Genomic DNA, 20,834 nt, shown 5'->3' on the forward strand with positions numbered 1-20,834 from the left:
TCAGATCACCCCGGTGGCGCCGCGGCCGGCGGTGTCGAAGGCCTTCATGCGCTCGAGCACCCGGTCGGCGGTCGGCGCCGCCATCTCGTCGACGATGCGCCCGTCGGCCAGGAACAGCACCCGGTCGGCGTACGAAGCGGCCGACGGATCGTGGGTCACCATCACGACGGTCTGGCCCATCTCCCGCACCGAGGTGCGCAGGAACGACAGCACCGAGGCGCCGCTGCGGGAGTCGAGGTTCCCGGTGGGCTCGTCGGCGAAGATGATGTCCGGCCGGCTCGCCAGGGCACGGGCACAGGCGACGCGCTGCTGCTGCCCGCCGGACAGCTCGGTCGGTCGGTGCCGCAGCCGCTCCCGCAGGCCCACGGCGTCGATGACACCGTCCAGCCAGGCCTGGTCGGGGGTGCGACCGGCGATGTCCATGGGCAGCGTGATGTTCTCCAGCGCGGTCAGCGTGGGCAGCAGGTTGAAAGCCTGGAAGATGAAGCCGACCTTGTCCCGACGCAGCCGGGTGAGGCCCTTGTCGTCCAGGGCGCTGATCTCGGTCTCGCCGATCCACGCCCGTCCCGAGGTCAGGCTGTCCAATCCCGCCATGCAGTGCATCAGCGTCGACTTGCCCGAGCCCGACGGCCCCATGATCGCGGTGAACTGACCGCGGCGGAACTCGACGTCGACGGCATCCAGGGCGACCACGCGAGTGTCACCGTCGCCGTACACCTTGCTCAGCGCCGCTCCGCGGGCGGCGTACGTGTGGGCGGCCGCGAGCGCATCTGCTGCGGTCGTTCCCTGCTGGACCGTTGTCACGATCCCTCCTCGGTGGTCCGTGGGCGCCGCAGCTCCTGCGACGTCATGAATCGTCGAGGCGGGAGCGCGCCCGGCCATCGGCCGGACGGAGGGATCCGCGCGTGGGTCTGGAGGAGGAGGTCGGGACCTGTCTCCTCCTCGAGGAGGACCGGGGGTCGGTCCCGGCGCACGAGCCGTCCGGCCGTCGTCGTGCGGAGCATCGACGTCATGACGACGAAGTGGACGACAGTGCGGCCGGTTGCAGCGCCGGTTCTGCTGCTGGGTGGGGCCGCCGTGTTCCTGTTGACCAACGACACCCCGAGCTCCCAGGCCGCCCGTTCCGCCGCCGGCGCGGTTGCGGACTGGCCCACGTGGGGGCAGCACGCGCTGGCCGGCGCGAGCGAGGGCGGGCTGGTGCTGCTGGCACTGCTGCTCGCGGCTTCGGCGTGGCAGGCGCGCGCTCGCGGGCCTCGTTCCGTGGCCACCGCCGTCGTCGGCGGTGCGGGCGTGCTGGTGGCCCTGGTCGTCAGCGAGCTGGCGAAGGTGCTGGTCGCCCAGGACCGCCCGTGCCGCGCCGTTCCCGGCCTCGACGCCATCGCCGAGTGCCCGCCCGTCGGCGACTGGTCCCTGCCGAGCAACCACGCGACCCTCGCGGCCGCTCTGGCCGCTGCGCTGATCTGGACGATCTTCCGGTGGTGGCCGATCGCCACGCTGCTCGCCCTGGCGGTCGCAGCGGCCCGCGTGGGTCTCGGGGTGCACTACCCGCACGACGTGATGGACGGTCTGGTGCTCGGTGCCGTCGTCGTGTCGCTGCTGGTGTTCCTGCTGCGCGGCCCGGCGACCCGACTGGTGACCACCGTGAGCGGTGTGCCGCTGCTCGGGTCGCTCCTGGCGACCGAGCCGCGGCGGCCCATAGGGAGCCGGCGGCGAGGAGACGCGTGATCGCCGACCGCGACACCGTGGCCGCCTACGACCGCGACCCCGCTGGCCACGTCGACGACTGGGAGGGCCAGCCGTCGCCGGTCGACCTCCATGCGGTGGTCGAGAGGTTCTTCCGTCACGGCCGGACCGCCGATGCCGGGTGCGGCAGCGGCCGGGACACCGCTTGGTTGGCGGCCCGAGGGGTCGACGCAATCGGCTACGACGCGTCCTCGGGTCTCCTGGGCGAGGCCCGTCGTCGGCACCCCGAGGTGCCGTTCGCGGCGGCGTCCCTGCCGGGCCTGGACGGCGTGCCGAGCGGCGCGTATACCAACGTCCCGTGCGAGACGGTGATCATGCACCTGCCTCCCGGAACGGTCGTGCCGGCCGTGCGGCGGCTGGTCTCCCTGCTGGACTCCGGCGGCACGCTCTACCTCCGCTGGCGGGTCACCGAACGCGGTCTCGTCCGGGACCACGCCGGACGGCTGTACGCCGCGTTCGACGCGCGCCTCGTCCGCGCGGCGTTGCAGGGCACGGACATCCTGCACGAGGAGGAGGGGGCCAGCGCGTCGTCCGCACGGCGAGTGCACCGGTTGGTCGCGCGGCGCACCGATCGTCCGGTCCCGGCGCCGAGGGCGAGATCGTGACGGCCGAGCGCTCGTTCCCACCTCCGCGCATCCGGCTCGTCCTCGCAGGAGAGCTGGAGACGGTGCGGGAGATCGAGCGCGCCGCGGGGCAGTGCTTCGCGGACGTCGGGATGCCTGAGATCGCGGACGACGACCCGCTGCCGATCGGCGTCCTGGACCGCTACCGGCGGACGGGACTGGCATGGGTGGCAGTCGGTCAGCTCGACCAGCCGGTCGCCTACCTCCTCGCCGACCCCGTGGACGCCGGGCTGCACGTCGAGCAGGTGTCGGTCCACCCCGGCTACGCCCGCCGGGGCATCGGCCGCTCACTCCTGGAGCGCGCCGCGGCGCACGCAGTGGCCGGTGGCCTGTCGGCGCTCACCCTGACCACCTTCGCGCACGTGCCGTGGAACGCGCCTTACTACCGCCGGTGCGGCTTCCGCGTCCTGGACGAGCACGAATGGACGGCGGGACTGCGCGTGATCCGTCGGCGAGAAGCTGCGCTCGGCCTCGACAGGTGGCCGCGCGTGTGCATGGGCAGAGAGCTTCTCGCAGCGACCTGAGCGAGCCCTGCGGCGACGGCGGTCGACCCTCCATCTCGCTGCCGACTCCGGCCGGCCACCTCCTCCCGGAGTACTGGGTGGAGTCCATTCTCGAGAACGACGTGGTCGCGAGGTGGGTCGGCCATCGTCGAGGCATGCCCACCGCACACGTGACCGCAGAGCTGCTGCGGGTCCACTTCCACCCGGCCGAGAAGATCGCCGGCCTCCTCCGCGACCTCGAGATCCCGATCACCGCCGTCCGCAGCGTCGACGTCGTCCCGGACGGGCTGCGCGCGGCAGTCGGCATCCGCGCCCCCGGACTCGGCGTCCCCGGCCTGCGCAAGATCGGGACCTGGCGTCGCAAGAAGCGCAAGACCGTGGTGGCGGTCCGTCGGGGGCGCCCGGCGCTGCGCCTGACCTTGGCCCACGCCACGTACGACGCGCTGCTACTCGAGGTCGCCGACCCCGAGGCGACCGCCGCGGCCATCTCCGCCGCGCGCTGACCCCCGACCCGCGCCACTCCTGCTCCTGGAGGACGACCGTGCCCGACACCGATCTGGTGATCCCCTCGGCCGGCCACACCCTGGCCGCCACCTTGACCCTGCCGGACGGACCCGGCCCGCACCCGGCCGCCCTGCTCATCCCCGGCTCCGGCCCGGTCGACCGCAACTCCGACCACCGCCGCCTACGCCTGGGCATCACCCGGGACCTCGCCGGAGCCTTCGTGGGTGCCGGCGTGGCCAGCCTGCGCTACGACAAGCGCGGCGCCGGAGCCAGCTCCGGCGACTGGCGAGCCGCCGGCCTGAGCGACAACCGCGACGACGCCGCCGCCGCACTCCAGGCCGTGCTGCGACAGCCCGGCGTGGACGCCGGCCGGGTGGTCGTCGTGGGACACAGCGAGGGGGCCCAGCTGGCCGCCGCGGTGGCGGCGGACGAGGCGGATGTCGCCGGGGTGGTCCTCCTCAGCGGCAGCGCGACCACTGGCCGGGAACTCCTGCTCTGGCAGGCCGAGCAGATCGCTCCGACACTGCCGGCCCCGGTGCGGGCCGTGATGCGCCTGCTGCGGGTCGACCTCGTCGCCAAGGTCGCCGCGAACCACCGCCGCATCGAGCAGACCACGGCCGACGTCGTGCGGATGGGCGGTCGCCGGTTCAACGCGAAGTGGCACCGCGAGTTCCTGGCCCATGACCCGCGGCACGACCTCGCGCGCATTCACGTGCCGGTGCTCGCAGTGACCGGGAGCAAGGACCTGCAGGTCAAGCCGGAGGACCTCGAAGTGATCGCGGCGACGGTGCCAGGACCGGTCGAGGTGCACCTCGTCCCGGACCTCACCCATGTTCTGCGGCGGCAGCCCGGCCCACCGTCACTGGCGGCCTACAAGCGCGAGACCCGCCGTCCCGTCGACGAGCAGGTGCTCGACCTGGTCACCTCGTGGGTGTCGTCGGTGCCGCCTCGCTCGTCCTCCGCCGGGGAGCCTGGCTTCCTGCCCCGGGACGAGGCCTCCTCGTGACGGCAGCGCCCTCGGGCGCTCCGGTGGCGACCTGCGCCGGCCGGGGTAGCAGCCGACACCTGCCGGGGACCCGGTGACACCGACCGTCCGCCCGGCGCTGCTCGTGGAGGCCCACGACACCCAGCAGCCTGGGGTCTTCCACCCGGCGATGGTCTCGGACCTGCCCGAGCCGGCGCGCCGCTGGCTGACCCACGCGATCGCCCCTGGCACCCCGCTGTGGGAGGCAGTGGAACTGTCCATGCACGGACAGACCCGATTCCGCCTCGCCGGCCGAGGTCTTCGCCGTCCATGTGCGGGCACCGGTGCGCAACGGCGTCCTTCGAGGACAGGAGTCCGTGTCCCTTTCCGGGCTGGGTCTGTTCCGGTCGGCCGAACTGCGCCAGGCCCGTGTGGGAGCTGTCGATGGGGCAGCAGCGGCGGCTGGACCTGGCGATGGTCCTGGCGGCGCGGCCGCACGTGCTGCTCCTGGACGAGCCGACCAACCACCTGTCGATCGCGCTGGGCGACGAGCTCACCGACGCGTTGGCGGCCACCGACGCTGCGGTGGTCGTCGCCACCCACGACCGGCAGATGCAGCAGGACCTGGCTCCTTGGCCTCGGTCGGATCTCGACCGGTGACGCCCTAGCACCCCCGGGGAGCGGGGACGTCAGGGCCGCGTCAGAGTCGCGTCAGAGCAGGGGGACACCTTCGGGGCCGTACCGACTCGACGTCCGGAGGTTCCGATGTCCGCACAGTCCCTCGTCCGTACCCCCCGCGACGGTATGGAGCGCCGCAGGCGGTCCTGGCCGCGCCGCATCCTGCGCGCAGCCACCGGCCTCGTCCTGGTGCTGGGGCTGCTGGCCGTTCTCGGTGCCGGCGCGCAGGCCCTGGTGCAGCACCGCAACGCGTCCGAGCACCCGGCGCCGGGGCGGCTGGTCGACGTCGGCGGCCATCGGCTGCACCTGCATGCCGAGGGCCCACGCGGCACCGGACCGACCGTCGTCCTGGAGGCGGGCATGGGCACGCCGTCGACGGCCTGGGCGTGGGTGCAGGGCATGGTGGCCGACGACGTCCGGGTGATCTCCTACGACCGGGCCGGGATCGGCCGGAGTGACGACCGCGACGGCCCGGTGGACCCTGCTGCCGAGGTCCGGGACCTGCGGACGGCGCTGGACGCCATCGGCGAGGAAGGCCCGTACGTACTGGTCGGGCACTCGCTGGGCGGTCTGTTCGCCCGCACGTTCGCCGCCACCTATCCGGAGGACACAGCCGGCGTGGTCCTGGTCGACCCCTCGCACGAAGACCAGTACACCGACCTGCCGCCGGAGCTGCAGGCGACGGTGGACAGCGCGTCGACGGGAGTGTTGCTGATGAAGGTCGCCTCGTGGCTGGGCGTCACCCTGCTGTACAACCCGGCCGAGGCGTTGACCGTCGGGATGCCCGAGGAGGCTGCCGCCTCCTACGCCGCGTGGAGCGCCTCGCCGCGGGCCGCCTCAGCGATGGCGGCAGAGTTCGAGGCCTTCGACGTGATCGCCGACGGAGCCCGCGACCGGATCCTGGGTGACCTGCCGGTGCGAATTCTCAGCGCCGACACCTCCGACGCCTCCGACGACCCGTCGCAGACCGCACTGCTGGAGCGCCAGTTGGTGCTACACGAGAAGCTGACGGGCCTGTCGTCCGATGCCCGCCGGACCGTGGTGCACGGAGCCACGCACTTCACGGTGCTCACCGACCGGGACCACGCCGCGACGGTGGCCGCCACGGTCCTCGACCTCATCCGCGAGGTCCGCGGGAGCTGAAGCCCGACAAGACCCGGTGGGCCGGGCCGGTCAGTGTGACCGGCCCGGCCCACCGGTGTCCGCGACCGGGCCGGGCTTGTGGTCCGGTAGCGCGGTGAGCTCGTCGAGCAGCCGCTCCACGGCGGCGGCCTCCGGTGCGGCGGGCTCTCCTATCGACTCACCGAGGATGATCCGGGCGCGGGCGGTCGCGTCCTCCATCTCGGCCGGGTCGTCCGGGGGGCCGCCGCCGCGGAGGGCGCAGGCGGCGCCTAGGACCCGCAGCACCTGCCGGGCGGCGGAGGAGTGCTCGCCGGTCGCCGCACCGTCCGTCCCGGTGGCCGGGAGGCCGGCGGCGGTGGCGACGGCGACCGCCTCGAGGACCGAGGCGACCAGGCGGGGGTCGCCGCCCGCCCGCGCGTGCTGCAGTGCCTCGCGGTGGAGCCGGCGCGCCCGGTCGGCGTTCCCGGTCAGCTGCGCCACGGTGCCCAGTTCCCGCAGAGTCGCTGCGGCCCCGACGGCGACGCCGGCCCGGCGGTATGCGGCGAGGGCGGCCTCCTGCGCCGCGGCGGCCGCGACCAGCTGACCGAGCCCGCGGGCGGCCAGGCCGGCGGTGTGCTCGGCCATCGCGGTCACCAGGACGGAACCGACCTCCGCTGCGGCCGACCTCGCCCGCTCCGCGGCTGCCGCGGCTTCGGCGGCGTTCCCCCGGCGCAGGGCCAGCGAAGCGGCACGGGTGAGGAGTACCGCCTGCATCTCCCGGACGCCCAGCTCACCGGCCAGCGGCAGCGCCCGGTCCAGGATTTCGCTGGCCCGGTCGAGGTCCCCGGCCGCCTCGGCCATGGTGTACAGGCCGTTGAGGCTCTGCACCTGCCCCCAGCGGTCGCCGGCCTCGGCGAAGCGGTCCAGCGCCACGGCCAGCAGTTCCCCGGCGGTGGCCAGGTCGCCGCGCTGGGCCGGCGGCAACGCGTCCAGGTAGTCCAGCGTGGCCAGGCCGTGCCGGTCGTCGGCGGCCACGGCCACCCAGCGGGTGGCGGTGGCGATCCGCTCGGCGGCCTCGGCGTCACCGGCGCCGCGGGCCAGCACCACGGCCAGGCAGCCGCCGATCACCCGCTGCTCGGCCGTGCCCGCGTCCAGTGCGGGAAGCAGGTTGGCGGTCCGGGGCCATGACGCGGCCGGCCCCTCCGCGGCCGCGTCGAGGAAGGCGGCCCACAGCACGGCAAGGGCGGTCTCGGGACTGGGGTCGGTCCGGGTCGTCACGGCGGCGAGTCGCAGCCAGCGCAGCGCCTCCTCGGGCTGGCCGGTGAGGTACCAGTACCAGCACAGATCGGTGACCAGCCGGGTGAACGGCGCACGGTCGCCGGCGTCGGCGGCATAGGTCAGGGCGGCGCGGATGTTGGCCCGCTCCTGGTCCAGCCGGCGGGCCGTCTCCAGCTGGCCGGCGCTGCGCAGCGCCGTCGTCGCCGGCGCGGCCAGCTCACCGACGTATGAGACGAGGGCTTCGCGGGCCTCGTCCTGCTCGCCGCGTTCGGCCAGCCGGTCGGCGGCGAAGCGCCGGACGGTCTCCAGCAGCCGGTAGCGGGGAGCCCCGTCGGCCGTTGCCTCGACGACCACGAGCGACTTGTCGACCAGCCGCGCCAGCAGGTCGGCGACCGGCTCCCCGGCCACCTCGTCCGTCCACCCGGACTTCGGACGCGCGTCTGCGCCCACCCGCTCGGCGGCGGTCAGTGGCCAGCGGCCGCCGAGCACCGACAGCCGGGCCAGCAGGGTCCGCTCGGCGTCGTCGAGGAGGTCCCAGCTCCACCGCACGACGGCCAGCAGGGTCTGCCGCCGGCGCGGGCCGCCGGCTCGCGAGGCCAGCAGCCGGAACCGGTCGTCGAGCCGGCGGGCCAGCTCGGTCACCCCGAGGGTGCGCACCTTCGCGGCGGCCAGCTCCAGAGCCAGCGGCAGGCCGTCGAGCTCCCGGCAGACGGCGCCGACCGCGGGGGCGGTCGCCTCGTCCAGCCTGAAGCCGGGGGCGGCGGCGGCGACCCGGTCGAGAAACAGCTCCACTGCAGGGGAGCGGCGCAGATCGTCGGGGTCGCCGGCAGCGCCTTGCGGCGGGCAGCCCAGCGGTGCGACGGAGCACACCTGTTCACCGGGCAGGCCCAGCGGCTCGCGGCTGGTGACCAGGAGCCTGAGCCCGGGGGCGGCCGTGAGCAGTTCCCGGGCCAGCTCGGCGACCGCCGGGACGAGGTGCTCGACGTCGTCCAGGACGAGCAGCACCGGCCGCTCGGCGAGGGCGGAGACCAACCGCGCCCGCGGGTCCGCGGCCGCGCCACCGACCGCCCGCTCGTCGGCCAGGCCCAGCGCGGCGGCGATCTCCGGCAGGAGCTCGGCGGGGGAGCCGACGACGGAGAGGTCCACCCACCACGGGCCGTCGCCGTTCTCACCGATCCGGTGGGCGACCTCCAGCGCCAGCCGCGTTTTGCCGACGCCGCCCGGCCCGGTCAGCGTGACCAGCCGGCTGGCGCCGAGCAGGGCGGCCACCGCGTCGACCTCCTCCGCCCGGCCGACGATCGGCGTCAGCGGTGCCGGCAGCCGCGCCGCGTTCGGCACCCGCGGGGCTGCGGGTCTCGGGCGCGCCGACGAGGTGCTCGTCAGCGCCGGGTCCTGGTGCAGGACCGCCTCGAAGGCGGCCCGCAGCTGCGGTCCCGGCGCCACCCCGAGCTCGTCGTCGAGGAACCGGCGGGCGTCGTGGAAGGCGGCCAGCGCGTCGGCCTGCCGCCCGGCCGCGTAGAGCGCCCGCATCAGCAGGGCCCGCAGCCGCTCCCGGGTCGGGTGGGCGGCGACCAGGTCCTGCAGCTCCGGCACCAGCGCACCTGCGCCGCTGAGGGCCAGGTCGGCCTCGATCCGGTCCTCCACGACAGCGGCGTGCTCCTCCTCCCAGCGGGCGACGGCGGGCGCGGCGAACTCCTCCCCAGCGAACTCCGCCAGCGGCGGACCCCGCCACAGTGCCAGCGCGGAGCGGAACCGGTCGGCCGCGGCCGCGGCGTCGCCCGCGGCGAGCGCGTCCCGGCCCTGGCCGGCGAGGCGGGCGAACACCGTCACGTCGACGTCGTCTGCGGCCAGGTCGAGCAGGTATCCGGGGGCGCGGCGGACCAGCACCCGCGGCGGCGCCCCGTCGCGCCGCGGCTCGAGGAGCCGTCGCAGCTGGGCGATCTTGGCCTGCACGGCGTTCGTCGGGTCCCGGAGAGGCTCCTCACCCCACAGCACGTCGACGATCCGGTCGGCGGAGACGACCTCCCCGGCATGCACGGCGAGCAGGGCGAGCAGCCGGCGCTGCTTGGCCCCGGGCACGGTCAGCGGGGCGCCCGCGTCGTCGAGCACCTCGAGCGGTCCGAGCAGCAGCGCCCGCACCGGGCCACGGTAGGCAGCACCCATGCGTCCCGGTCAAGGAACGATCCTGTGACGGGTGCATCGTGCCGGTCCGGTGTGCTGCCCCCTGCGGCGCCACCGCCCCGCGCGGTCGGCGTCTGCTTGGTTTCCCGCCATCGTGCCCCTCGCATCTGGGGCCGGGCAGCGGCGGACGCCAGGATTGGACCATGACGACTAGGACGATCCGCCCGGCGACTGTGGCCGACGCCCCGGCGGTGGGCGACGTTCTCGCCGAGGCGTTCGACGACTACCCCTGGATCCGGTGGGCGTTCGGCGAGGAACGACGGCGAGAGCGGCTCATGGCGCTCTACCGATGGCAGGCCGGGCTCGCCGGCGCGGAGCTGCAGGGAACGTGGGTAGCCGAGGAGGACGGTCAAGTGGTCGGGGCCGCGTGCTGGTCCCGGCCGGACTCCGCGCCGCTGTCGGCGGCGACGGCTGAGCTGCTGGCCCGGGAGGTGCCGCGACTGCTCGGCGATCGGGCCGCGGCGCTCGAGGAGGCGGAGGCCGCCGGTGTGCGCTTGCGACCGAAGGAGCCGCACTGGTTCCTGGGATGCGTGGGGACACACCCGCAGTGGCGGGGACGGGGCATCGCCTCAGCACTGGTCACAGACGGGCTCCGTGTGCTGGATACCCAGAGCATGGCCGCGGTGCTGGAGACCTCCGACGTGGCCAACGTCCGGCTCTACGAACGACTCGGCTTTGCGGTCCGGGTTGAGTGGGACCCGCCCGGCGGAGCGCCGCACGTGTGGATCATGGAGCGGCCGGCGCAGGGAACGTAGGCGCCGGCATGGACGTGCGGCGTCAGGCCGCGAGCGGAGTGCTCCGCGGTCAGCTGCTGGCCTCTGTTGCGCAACACGTCGACCACCGTTGCCGGATGGCGGTCGCCAGGTGGGCGGCGTTCTTCAGCGCGTGCGACACGCGATCGCCGCGGGCTAGGGTCACCCAGCACGCCGCCGAGCACCTGCACGCGGCTCGCGGGCACACGATCCCGTGGCTGACGGGGTCACGCGCCTGTTCCAGTCCGACGCGCTGCTTGGGCGGCGACCTATCGGTCTTGGCGCCCTCGGCCCGCCGCCGGTTGGGTCGTGGTCCCGGTCGCTGCGGCCAAGTCGCTGCGCGCCTCCGGGTACCGACGGGAAGTCCGCCTCTCGTGCCGCCGTTGCACGAGCGCGCTCGCGACCGACATATGGCTGTCTTCCCGTCACTGGCCCCAAAGGCCGCCCCTGACCTGGTGATCCGTACTGCCAGCCGTGGGCGCCGTCACTGGAACCGGCGTCGGCGTCCGTGGCCAGTGCCCGGTGCACCAGCGACACGACGGTGGAGCCCTCGGCGACGGCCGAGGCCACTCGCTTCATCGAGCCGCCGCGGACGAACTCGTCCTCCGTGGGGTGTTCGTGTGCAATGCAGCTGACGGACTTCGGCGATGGCTGTCTCCCCGCCGTGCCGTCGCCGGAGGCGTGGCGGTCAGCTCGATCGTGTTCGGACTGGACCACCTCGGGCAGGCAGAGATCCCGGCGTTCATCCTGACCTGGATCCTGGCCGGCGTGGTCTTCGGCGTCATCTACGTGTACAGCGGCAACCTGGCTCTCGTGATCGGTGCGCACGCCACGTACAACATCACCTACAACGCCGGCTTCTCCCGCACGGACATCGCCGGCAGCGAGGACCTATCGGCGAACACTCGCATTTCCCCCGACCCGTTCCTGACCGACATCGGGCCGGGAGGGCCGGTCGAGATCGCGGCCTTCCTGTCTGGGCGTGCTTGCCCTCGTCTGGCTCAGGCCGACCCGCGGCACGCTCACGGTGAGGTCGGCCGACCTCGGGGTGGAAGGCGGCTCGCGGGCGCCGGCCCCCAGCCCTGCTCCCGTGTCAGGCGGCCGACCGTGAGCCGGCCCCAGGTGCCATCGGCGTTCACCGGCGACGACCAGGGCGACGAGCTGGCCCACGTGGAGGCCTTGCGTGCGGACTTCGCCCGGCACGCCGGCCGATCGTTGGCCCTGCCACTGGCGGGCGCCTTCGTGTGGGCGGTGGTCGGCATCGTGACGCTGTTCCTGCCCGCGTCCACCGCCACCCTGGTGCTGCCGTTCGCCACGGGGGCGATCTTCCCCCTCGGGATGGTGATCGCTCAGCGGCTCGGCGAACGGCTCCTGGACAACCCGAGCGTGCTGGCGGGGCTGACGGGTCGCTGCGTGATCATGGTCAACCTGCTGTGGGCCGTGCACCTGACCGTCTTCGCGCTCGCGCCGAGCCACCTGCCTCTCACCCTGGGGATCGGACTCGGCCTGCACTGGGTCGCGTTCGGCTGGATCATCGGCCACCCCCTGGGCCTCGTCCACGCCATAGCGCGCACGCTCTCCGTCACGGCTGCCTGGTGGCTCGTGCCGGATCACCGGATCAGTGCCGTTGCAGCCGCCGTGGTGATCAGCGACGGCTACGCGCTTTGCGCCCTCGCCACCCGCCCCCTCACCGAGGCACCCCTAACGGCCGCTCCTGCGGCGCCTTGAGAGGCGACTTCAATGCCGCACCCGCGCCGAGCCGAGGTAGCGGGACGCGCATCCAAGCCACAACAGCTGCAGCCCACAGAAGGCTGATTGGCATGGTCGTCGAAACGCTGACGTCGTTGCCGCGCCAGCTCGAACTCCATGGCGCCGGCTGCGCCGACCGGCCGCCTGCGCGGACCTCGTTGAGCCGGTGCTCGACCGCCCCGCAGATCCGCAGGCGTGGTCGCCGAAGGAAGCCCCGGGCTTCCTAGCGCCGCAGCTGCACAACCTCGTCGGCGACGGCCTCCAGGGGTCGCGTCGATGACCCCGCGCTCGTCGAGCCCTCGGTCGGGCCACGGGACGGCGGTCCTCAACGGCTCCTCGGCCTCGCCGAGCAGCGGGCACAGCCAGATCTCCCGTACATCGGCCTCCGCGGACTGCGGGGTTCAGTCGGTGCGGGCGAGGGTTCCCGCGAGATCGTCGGCCAGCCGGTCGAGGTCGCCGCTGTCCGCGAGGGCGAAGGTGTCGTAGCGCAGTTGGAGAAAAAGGCCTTCGTCGCTCTCGGCGACGGCGAGCTCAAGCGGGAATTTCTCACCACGCAGGGCCAGCTGGGTGCCCGGTCGGTGAAGCAGTACCAGTGCTGTATGTCGCTGGCGGACTTGGAAGCCCTCCTCGAGCGCGCGGCGTACCGCCTCCTCGAGCGAGACGCGAGTCGTGACGGTTCTTTCGACGGGCTTCCATCCCCGCATGAGCGCTCTCCTCTTTCCATTGTGGGCGGGGACGACGTCGGCCCCGGTGAGTGAGGTCAGCCCCCGACTGGTGCTCATCCGGGCCGCGTCAAGACCCTGCAACGGCCCGGTCGACCGCGCTGGCCCAGTGCCGTGTTCATCGGTCGCGTGCTTCATCGGAGCTGCTCGGCCACTGCTCGTGGATCGGGAAGACTGATCAGGACGGCGCTCCACGGCGACCCGGACAGGACCAGGCGCAGCCCACCCTGTGCGCGTCGGGCAACGACGAAGTCCTTCCCATGCCGGTGCCGCCACGTGCCGATCGCTCGGGACCTCGGTAGGCGCAGCCCCGGCGCGCGGACGCCGCGGACCCCGGTCAGGGAGTCGTCCAGCACCTCCACGCCGCAGACGGCCCGGCGGGGGAGCCGAAGGTCGCCGTGAAGCGCGGCGACCTTCTCCCATGGCGACAGAGCGATCCGTACTTCGTCCGCCGTGACCCGGACCTTCGCCATCTGGCCCTCACGTTCCTCCGCCGGTCACCCTGGATTCCCTCGATCGCCCGACGAGGGCGATGGGGCCGAGTGGCTCCACGGTGGGGCCTGGCGTGGGGGAGCGCAGTGGAGTCCGCACGTGGATCGGGGGTGCGGTGCACCGCACCGGTGCGGCGAGCGGGGAGACGTCGGGGAGACGTCGTCGAAGCGTCATCCGGCTCAGGTGGGCTCGGGCGTAGCGTCGGAGGCAGGTGGTGGTTTCGATGGAATGCGCCTTCGACACGTCGGATCCGACGGCGGTCAGCGACGTGCGCCATGCGGTGCTCACGTACCTGGCCCGGCATGCAGAGACCGGGTCCGGCGCGGAGGTGCGGATTGCCGAACTGGCCTTCGACGAACTCGTCGGGAATGTCTGCCGACATGCACCGGGACCGGCATGGGTGCGCGTCGACTGGACCGTGCTGGAGCCGGTCCTGCATGTCCGCGACCTGGGGCGCGGCTTCAGCCTCGCCGACGTGCTGGCTGCGCAGGTACGGGGTGGGTTACGGATGCTGTCCGACGTCGCCGGTCCACTGCACGTCGCACGGCACGGCAGCCGCGGATCCGACGTGTCGCTGCGGCTGCCGATCGCTCGCGCCGCAGGCAGCGGCCCGGTCACCCTCGGTCCTCAGAGCGGTTGGCTCCCCTCGCCGGATGACGTCGCCTGCGACGGCAGCGTCGGGCGGGATGCCTTTCTCGGGGCGGTCACCGTCCAGCTGGCGCAGGCGGTGGACCACACCCACGGGCCGGCAGCGGCGGGGGCGGCGGTCACCGCGGTCGGCACCGCGGTCGGCACGCGGATCGAGCAGGAGTACCGCCGCGCCCGCGGGCTGACCGAGCGGCTGTCGCCGCAGCAGGTCGTCGACCTGCTCGTCTCGTCGGAGGCCGCCGTCGGGGGCGACTTCTATCCCCTCTCGGTCAGCGACGACCAGATCGTCCTGGGCAACCGTCGATGCCCGTTCGGCGACGCCGTCCGGCGGGCGCCGTCGCTGTGCGGGATGACCGCCGGCGTCTTCGACGGCATCGCCATCCGGAACACCGGGCACGGTGACGTCCGGCTGGAGCAGCGCATCGCCGTCGGCGACCCGGAATGCCGCGTCGTGGTGTCCCTGGGAGCCCCGTCCCCCCGAGGCGCAGACCGGCTGCGTCCCGCTCCGGGGACCGAGCGGCTGCGCGCGGTCCTGGCCGAGGATGCCGTTTTCCTCCGCGAGGCACTCCGGCAGGTGCTCGCCGATGCCGGTATCGACGTCATCGCGCAGTGCGACAGCCCCCGTGACCTGCTCGCCCGTGTCCGCACCTATCGACCGGATGTCGCCATCGTCGATTTCCGCGATGCGCAGACCGCCGAGGCACTCGAGACCGCTCGGAGGATCAGGTCCGAGCATCCCTCGACCGGCGTCCTCGTCCTCGCCGAACACGTCGCAGTGGGCAACGCCCGGGAGCTGCTCGCGGCATCAGGCACCGGTGTCGGGTACCTGCTCAAGGACCGGCTGGCCGACATCGACACCTTCATCCAGCAGGTCCGCTCCGTGGCGACCGGTGGCACCGCCGTCGACGGCGAGGTGATGACGGAGATCGCGCGGCTGGACCGGGCCGACGATCCGCTCAGCGAACTCACCCCGCGCGAGCGCGATGTCCTGCACCTGCTCGCCGAGGGACTGAGCAATGACGCCATCGCCGCGAGGTTGGTGGTCACCAAGCGTGCGGTGGAGAAGCACATCAGCAACGTCTTCCTCAAGCTGGACCTGCCCCCGACGACAGACCGGGAGCGGCGGGTCCAGGCCGTCCTGGTCTTCCAGGAGCACATGCACATCCGCTGAACCCGGGGTTGTCGACGGTGTGGCGGGCCGTACAGCAGATCGTCGGGCGCGCACGATGGTGAGCGTTCCGTGCGCGGCGAAGAGTCGGTTCCATGCAGATGAACGCAGCCCAGGCCGCGTCTCGCAGTGATCGCTCCGCCACGACGTCGGAATACGACCGGAGAACCCGGGCAGCGGCGGGACGTCATGGAGTCCCGCTGCGCCACCCCGACGACGTCCGGGCGCCCTGATGGTGACCGACCGACCTGACCGGCCCATGGCCATCGAGGTCGACGGTCTGGTCAAGGACTACGGAGGGTTTCGCGCCGTCCACGACGTGTCCTTCAGCGTCGCGGCGGGCGAGTTCTTCGGCATCCTCGGCCCCAACGGTGCGGGCAAGACGACCACTCTGGAGATTGTCGAGGGCATCCGGGAGCCGGACGAGGGCGCGGTCCGGCTGCTGGGGGAGCCGGTGTGGCCGCGCAACCCGCGGCTGCTGTCCCGGATCGGGGTCCAGTTGCAGGCCAGCGCCTTCTTCGAGCGGCTCACGTGCCGGGAGCAGCTGCAGACCTTCGGGGGTCTCTACGGCGTCGATCAGCGGCGAGCCGACGACATGCTGGAGCTCGTCGGCCTGACAGAGAAGGCCGATGTCCGCGAGGACCAGCTCTCGGGCGGGCAGCGGCAGCGGCTGTCCATCGCCTGCGCACTGGTCCACGACCCGGAGGTCGTCTTCCTCGACGAACCGACGGCGGCGCTGGACCCGCAGGCGCGACGCAACCTGTGGGATCTGCTCCGCCGGATCCAGGAGGGCGGGACCACCGTCGTGTACACCACGCACTACATGGACGAGGCCGAGATCCTCTGCGACCGGGTCGCGATCATGGACGCCGGCCGGATCCTCTCCCTCGACACTCCCGCCGCGCTCATCCGAGGGCTGTCGGCCGCCACCCGTGTCGCCCTGCCGCGTGAGGTCCTGGACACCGGGGCTGCCCACCGGCTCCCGGGTGTCGAGACCGTGGTGGACACCGACGGGGACGTCGTGCTCTCCACACGGGAGCCCGCGCGGCTGGTCGCCGCGCTGGCGGAGCGCAACGCCTTGGACGGAGTCAGCGTGCGCACGGCCACCCTGGAGGACGTCTTCCTCACCCTCACGGGCCGGGAGTACCGGGCATGAGCGCCACCGACGTCACGACCCGGTCCACGCCCGGGACGCGGCCGGCAGGCCCGAGGCCCTCGACGTCCGGGCAGTTGCGGTCGCTGTCCCGCGCGATGCTGCGCAGCTTCTTCCGGGACCGGACGTCGCTGCTGTTCGCGTTCCTCTTCCCCCTGATGTTCCTCGTGGTCTTCGGGCTGGTGTTCCGCGGCGATGGCGCCGGTACGACCCCGCTGGCAGTCGTGGGCGAGGGGCCGGTGGTCACGGCCCTCCCCGACGACGTCGTCGAGTCCGTGGCCTTCGAGGATGCCCAGGAGGCCGTGGCGGCGGTCGAGGCCGGCGACGTGGCCGGAGCGGTGATCGAGCAGGGCGGTGAGGTCACCCTGTACTTCGCCGCCAGTGATCAGGTGCAGGCGGGGACCGTCCAGCAGGTCGTCTCCTCGGTGATCAACGAGGCCAATCTCGCGGCCACCGGCCAGCCGCCGGCCATCACGCTGACGACTCAGCAGGTGGAGTCCGAGCGGTTCGGGCCCATCCAGTTCCTCGCCCCCGGCATCCTCTCCTGGGGCGTGGCGACGTCGGCCGCGTTCGGGGCGGCGCTGACGTTGGTCGCCTGGCGGAACCGGCAGGTGCTGCGGCGGCTTCGCCTGTCCCCGGCGCCGGCGTGGACGATCGTGGCGGCCCGGGTCGGAGTGTCGCTGCTGGTTGCCCTGCTGCAGGCCGTCGTCTTCATCGCGGTGGCGATGCTCCCGGTCTTCGGCCTCGAACTGGCCGGCCAGTGGTGGCTGGCGCTGCCCATCCTCCTGTGCGGGACGTGCTCGTTCCTGGGCGTCGGCCTGCTGGTCGGCGCCATCGCCAAGACCGAGGAAGCGGCGAGCGCCCTCGCCAACTTCATCGTGCTGCCGATGGCCTTCCTCTCCGGCGTCTTCTTCGACCTGTCGGCCGCGCCGTCCTGGATGCAGTCGGTCAGTCGCGTGCTGCCACTGGGCTGGATGAACGACGGCATCACCGATGTCCTGGTGCGCGGGGAGGGGGTGGCGGCCGTGTGGCTGCCCTGCCTCGTGCTCCTGGCGTTCGCACTCGTCGTCGGCGCCGCAGCCACGCGCCTGTTCCGCTGGGAATCGTGACGGACGGTGCGACAGCAGTCCCCTACCTGACCCGCCCACCCGGAAGACGCCAGAGTAAGGAGACACCGATGATCGAGGCCCGCGCTGACCAGTACGTCGAGCAGACTGCCGTCGACGACGTCACGGTCACCGTCCGGCCTGGCACCGTCACGTGCTTCCGGGGCCCAACGGTGCGGGGAGTCCACCAGCCTGCGGATGATCGTCCGTTTCGACGGCACAGGTGGGACGGTCCGGGTGACGGCAACCCTGGGGCGCAGCACCGCGCCCTCTGCGGATCGAGAGGCTTGGACGGCGCCGGTTTGCAGCCAGCGGCGGGTCTGGCGCATGGCGGGCATACACCACCTGGCTGACGCCGCCAGGATGCAGCCCTTTCGCGACATGACCGGCGACTTCTGGGGATCCCCATCAGCGAGTGGCTGAAGGTGTCCCCGAGCATCCCGGTCAGCATGCCGGTCGTCGCGGCCAGCATGGCGAGTGCGTAGATGACGATGGCCGCGGCAGCTCCGCCCAGGACGCCGTCCCGGAGCGCGATCAGGTAGTTCCGACGTGTCCGAGTCATGTGCGGGTCCCCTTCAGCGGTCGAGGAGTCGGTCGCAGCGCCCGTCACCTGGCTCCCCTGGGGGCGCTGACGTGGTGGTGGGTCGCCGGAACGTGGCCCGGCTCCTGCCCTGGGTTCAGAACGACGAACTGGGCCATCATGCCGCGGTCCTCGTGCCGCAGGAGGTGGCAGTGGATCATGAAGGGCAGGTCCGGGTCGGCGTGATCGGTGAAGTGCACCAGGATGCGGGTGGTGGTGGCCGGGGCCAGGTAGACGGTGTCCTTCCATCCGGACAGCTCTGGGCCGGGGGTGTCGCCGTCGATGTCGAGGACGGTGAACCGGGCGCCGTGGACGTGGAAGTTGTGCGGTGCTCCGTCGGAGGTCTCGATCTCCCACAGCTCGGTGGTGTCGGCGAGGACGGCCTCGTCGATTCGCGCCATGTCCATGCGTTGGCCGTTGATGCTGACGCCGGAGAAGCGGAACTGGCGGGTGGCGACCGCGTCGGCGGGGTCGAGGCCGGGGGCCTCGGCCAGCGTGGCGGGGACCTCCGGTGACGCGGTGAGGGTGTCGGCTGCGCGCAGCTGCAGGATGTCGAAGCGGTCGTCACCGCCGGCGAACCGGCCGGTCCAGGGGTCGGCCCCGAGATCGGGCGCATTGCTGCGCAGCACGACGCGCTCAGCAGGATCGAGGGCGACGACGATCTCGGCCCGTTCGCCGGGGGACAGCCGCACGGCGTCGGTGCGGTGCGGCGCCGGGAGCAGCCCGCCGTCGGTACCGACGAGGGCGAACTCCCGGCCGTCGTCGAAGCCGAAGTCGTACACCCGTGACGGGGAGGCGTTGAGCAGCCGGAGCCGGATCCGTTCGGTGGTGACCTCGTGGTAGCCGCCGACGGTGCCGTTGGCCAGGATCGTGTCGCCGAGGTGGCCGACCGGGCTGAACGGGTGCTCGGCCAGGCGGAACTGGCCATCGCCGTCGAAGGCCTGGTCCTGGACGACGACCGGGACGTCGTCGACGCCGTAGTCGTCAGGCAGGTCCAGGGTCCGGCTGGTGTCGTCGTCCAGGATGAACATCCCGGCCATGCCGCGGACCACCTGGTCGGCGGTCGCGCCATGCGGGTGCGGGTGGTACCAGGTGGTCGCGGCGGGCTGGTCGACCGTCCAGGACGGGCTCCAGGTCTGGCCGGGTGGGATCTCCTGGTGCGGGCCGCCGTCCATGGCGGCGGGCAGCTCGTGGCCGTGCCAGTGCACGGTGGTCATCTCGGGCAGGTCGTTGGCGACGTCGATGCGGACCTGTTCGCCGCGCTCGGCGCGCAGGGTGGGTCCGAGGTAGGCGCCGTTGAAGCCCCAGGTGCGGGTGGCGCCGTCTCCGACGCCGAAGTCGGTGGTGCCGGTCGTGGCGCGCAGGTCGAAGACCCGGGTGCCGTTCTCGATGCGGGAGGGGGCGAGCGGCGGGATGGCCAGCGGCCGGTCGAAGGCGACCTGGCCGGTGGTGTCGGTGGACGCGCGCGCCCACGTCAGGGCCAGCGCGCCGACCCCGGCGAGGGCGACGACGAGCAGTGCAAGGAGCGCGCGCACGACCCACCGCCGGCCGGTGCGCCGTGCGCGGGGGGTGGCGCTGATGGCGGTCATCGGGTCACCGCCGTCGCGGCGGGCGCGGTCACGGGGGCGTCCCAGTCGATGTGGTGGTCCCACATCCAGCGCAGCGGGTCGCGGCCGTCGCGGAACAGCCGGCGCATCACGATCGGCAGGACGAGGTCGCGGATCGCCCGCCCGACGGGGCCGACGGTCTTGCCACTGCCGTTGCGGCGTCCCTGCGCCCTGACCTTCTCGACCCGGTCCCGGCGCAGCTGCTCGTAGCGGGTCAACGCGGCCGGCGCGTCGGCGAGATCGCGCAGGCATCGGGCGAGGACGACGGCGTCCTCGATCGCCAGCGCGGCACCCTGCCCGGCCGAGGGCGACACGGCGTGCGCGGCGTCGCCGATGATCACCGTGCGCCCGTCGTGCCAGGTGGGCACCGAGGGCAGGTCGTAGGTGGTCCAGCCGGCGAACACGTTCTCGGTCGCCCGGATCAAGTCGACGGCCGGGATGCGGTCGTCGGCGAACAGGTCCAGCAGCCGGGCCCGCCACAGCTCGGCGGGGACGGCGGCCAGCTTCTCCGGGTCGGGCTCCCGGGGCGCCGGGAGGTTGGCGAACCACCAGACCTCCCCGTCGGAAGCCATGATCCAGCCGAAGAACGCGCGGCGGCCGAAGCAGAAGTGATTCATCCCCGGTGGGCCGGGGACGTCGACGCCGCGGGCGTAGCCGCCGGTGTTGAGGAATCCGACGTAGCTGGCGTCGGGGGCCGCCGGGTCGAGGAGCCGCCGGACCGTGGAGCGGATGCCGTCCGCGCCGACCAGGACGTCGGCCTCAGCGGTGCTGCCGTCGGCAAACCGTGCCTGCACGCCACGGCCGGTGTGGCGAACGTCGGTCAGCCGCTTGCCGTAGTGGGTGACGATGCCGCGCCGCTCGGCGTCCTCGCGCAGGGCGGCGTAGAGGTCCGCCCGCCGGATGGTGAGGGGGTGCGTGCCATCCGGCAGGGTTCCGCCGTTGGGTACGTCGGCGAGGATCTTGCCGTGCCCGTTCGTCATCACCATCCGGGGCGTGGCGATGCCCCGCGCGAGGACGGGGGCGTCCATGTCCACGGTGCGCAGTGCGTCGACGCCGTTGAGGCCCAGGCCGAGGAAGGCGCCGACGCCGTCGGCGTCCCGGGCGTAGGCCTCCCACACGGTCGGTCGGATTCCGGCGCGTTGCAGGGCGACCGCGGCGACCTGGCCGGCGATGCCGCCGCCGACCACGATTGCTGTTCGTACTCGCGTCATGGGATGTCCCGTGCGTCTCGGGGATGTGCGGTCTGCCGGTGGCCGCTGCCCGAGGGCTGGGGGTGGGCCGC

Annotated in this window: 17 protein-coding genes and 1 pseudogene; 13 read left to right on the plus strand and 5 right to left on the minus strand. The window is 73.1% G+C overall.

Annotation, left to right across the window (positions count from 1 at the left end; all coding sequences use genetic code 11):
* Positions 1-804, minus strand: a complete 804-nt coding sequence (locus O2W17_RS20015) for an ABC transporter ATP-binding protein (RefSeq protein WP_269194213.1) — start codon at positions 802-804, stop codon at positions 1-3.
* 207 nt (positions 805-1,011) lie between these two features.
* On the opposite strand from O2W17_RS20015, the gene O2W17_RS20020 reads away from it, so the two are divergent.
* From O2W17_RS20020 to O2W17_RS20050, 8 genes and pseudogenes are all read left to right on the plus strand, one after another.
* Positions 1,012-1,725 carry a phosphatase PAP2 family protein gene (locus tag O2W17_RS20020; protein ID WP_269194214.1) on the plus strand — a complete coding sequence of 238 codons (714 nt, stop codon included), beginning with the start codon at positions 1,012-1,014 and terminating at the stop codon, positions 1,723-1,725.
* Complete coding sequence (locus O2W17_RS20025) at positions 1,722-2,348, plus strand: class I SAM-dependent methyltransferase (RefSeq protein ID WP_269194215.1); 627 nt, start codon at positions 1,722-1,724, stop codon at positions 2,346-2,348. Before O2W17_RS20020 ends, O2W17_RS20025 begins: the two co-directional genes overlap by 4 nt.
* On the plus strand, positions 2,345-2,890 hold the full coding sequence (locus tag O2W17_RS20030) for a GNAT family N-acetyltransferase (RefSeq protein ID WP_269194216.1): 546 nt from the start codon (positions 2,345-2,347) through the stop codon (positions 2,888-2,890). Before O2W17_RS20025 ends, O2W17_RS20030 begins: the two co-directional genes overlap by 4 nt.
* Positions 2,891-3,024: 134 nt before the next feature.
* Positions 3,025-3,372, plus strand: a complete 348-nt coding sequence (locus O2W17_RS20035) for a hypothetical protein (protein WP_269194217.1) — start codon at positions 3,025-3,027, stop codon at positions 3,370-3,372.
* Between the two features lie 38 nt (positions 3,373-3,410).
* Positions 3,411-4,379 carry an alpha/beta hydrolase family protein gene (locus O2W17_RS20040; RefSeq protein ID WP_269194218.1) on the plus strand — a complete coding sequence of 323 codons (969 nt, stop codon included), beginning with the start codon at positions 3,411-3,413 and terminating at the stop codon, positions 4,377-4,379.
* A 103-nt stretch (positions 4,380-4,482) separates the two neighbouring features.
* Positions 4,483-4,632 (plus strand): annotated as a pseudogene (locus tag O2W17_RS22330) (DUF6544 family protein); the annotation flags it as partial.
* A 35-nt stretch (positions 4,633-4,667) separates the two neighbouring features.
* On the plus strand, positions 4,668-4,997 hold the full coding sequence (locus O2W17_RS20045; RefSeq protein WP_442864586.1) for an ATP-binding cassette domain-containing protein: 330 nt from the start codon (positions 4,668-4,670) through the stop codon (positions 4,995-4,997).
* Between the two features lie 144 nt (positions 4,998-5,141).
* Complete coding sequence (locus O2W17_RS20050; protein ID WP_269194220.1) at positions 5,142-6,158, plus strand: alpha/beta fold hydrolase; 1,017 nt, start codon at positions 5,142-5,144, stop codon at positions 6,156-6,158.
* Between the two features lie 30 nt (positions 6,159-6,188).
* On the opposite strand, the gene O2W17_RS20055 is transcribed toward O2W17_RS20050, so the two are convergent.
* Positions 6,189-9,533: an AfsR/SARP family transcriptional regulator gene (locus O2W17_RS20055; RefSeq protein WP_269194221.1), complete on the minus strand. Its 3,345-nt coding sequence runs from the start codon at positions 9,531-9,533 to the stop codon at positions 6,189-6,191.
* A gap of 185 nt (positions 9,534-9,718) precedes the next feature.
* On the opposite strand from O2W17_RS20055, the gene O2W17_RS20060 reads away from it, so the two are divergent.
* Complete coding sequence (locus tag O2W17_RS20060) at positions 9,719-10,330, plus strand: GNAT family N-acetyltransferase (RefSeq protein WP_269194222.1); 612 nt, start codon at positions 9,719-9,721, stop codon at positions 10,328-10,330.
* A gap of 519 nt (positions 10,331-10,849) precedes the next feature.
* The gene (locus tag O2W17_RS20065) at positions 10,850-12,055 is read left to right on the plus strand and encodes a lysostaphin resistance A-like protein (RefSeq protein ID WP_442864589.1); all 1,206 of its coding nucleotides are present in this window, start codon (positions 10,850-10,852) and stop codon (positions 12,053-12,055) included.
* Positions 12,056-12,477: 422 nt separating this feature from the next.
* Here the strand turns inward: O2W17_RS20065 and O2W17_RS20070 are convergent, their stop codons facing one another.
* The gene (locus O2W17_RS20070) at positions 12,478-12,936 is read right to left on the minus strand and encodes a hypothetical protein (RefSeq protein ID WP_269194223.1); all 459 of its coding nucleotides are present in this window, start codon (positions 12,934-12,936) and stop codon (positions 12,478-12,480) included.
* Positions 12,937-13,690: 754 nt separating this feature from the next.
* Here O2W17_RS20070 and O2W17_RS20075 point away from each other — a divergent pair.
* The 3 genes from O2W17_RS20075 to O2W17_RS20085 all read left to right on the plus strand — a co-directional run bounded on the left by O2W17_RS20075 (position 13,691) and on the right by O2W17_RS20085 (position 17,368).
* Positions 13,691-15,109: a LuxR C-terminal-related transcriptional regulator gene (locus O2W17_RS20075; protein WP_269194224.1), complete on the plus strand. Its 1,419-nt coding sequence runs from the start codon at positions 13,691-13,693 to the stop codon at positions 15,107-15,109.
* Positions 15,110-15,365: 256 nt separating this feature from the next.
* Entirely contained in the window at positions 15,366-16,262 is an 897-nt protein-coding gene (locus O2W17_RS20080) for an ABC transporter ATP-binding protein (protein ID WP_269194225.1), read from the plus strand.
* A complete protein-coding gene (locus O2W17_RS20085; protein WP_269194226.1) occupies positions 16,259-17,368 on the plus strand; it encodes an ABC transporter permease in 1,110 nt (369 codons plus the stop codon). The genes O2W17_RS20080 and O2W17_RS20085 overlap by 4 nt, the downstream gene beginning before the upstream one ends.
* Before the next feature lie 603 nt (positions 17,369-17,971).
* Here the strand turns inward: O2W17_RS20085 and O2W17_RS20090 are convergent.
* Together O2W17_RS20090 and O2W17_RS20095 are read right to left on the minus strand one after the other, a co-directional pair.
* Positions 17,972-19,534 carry a multicopper oxidase family protein gene (locus O2W17_RS20090; RefSeq protein WP_269194227.1) on the minus strand — a complete coding sequence of 521 codons (1,563 nt, stop codon included), beginning with the start codon at positions 19,532-19,534 and terminating at the stop codon, positions 17,972-17,974.
* Complete coding sequence (locus O2W17_RS20095; protein ID WP_269194228.1) at positions 19,531-20,763, minus strand: FAD-dependent oxidoreductase; 1,233 nt, start codon at positions 20,761-20,763, stop codon at positions 19,531-19,533. The genes O2W17_RS20090 and O2W17_RS20095 overlap by 4 nt, the downstream gene beginning before the upstream one ends.
* Positions 20,764-20,834: the final 71 nt, after the last annotated feature.

This window comes from Blastococcus sp. VKM Ac-2987, assembly GCF_026967805.1.
Taxonomy (GTDB): domain Bacteria; phylum Actinomycetota; class Actinomycetes; order Mycobacteriales; family Geodermatophilaceae; genus Blastococcus.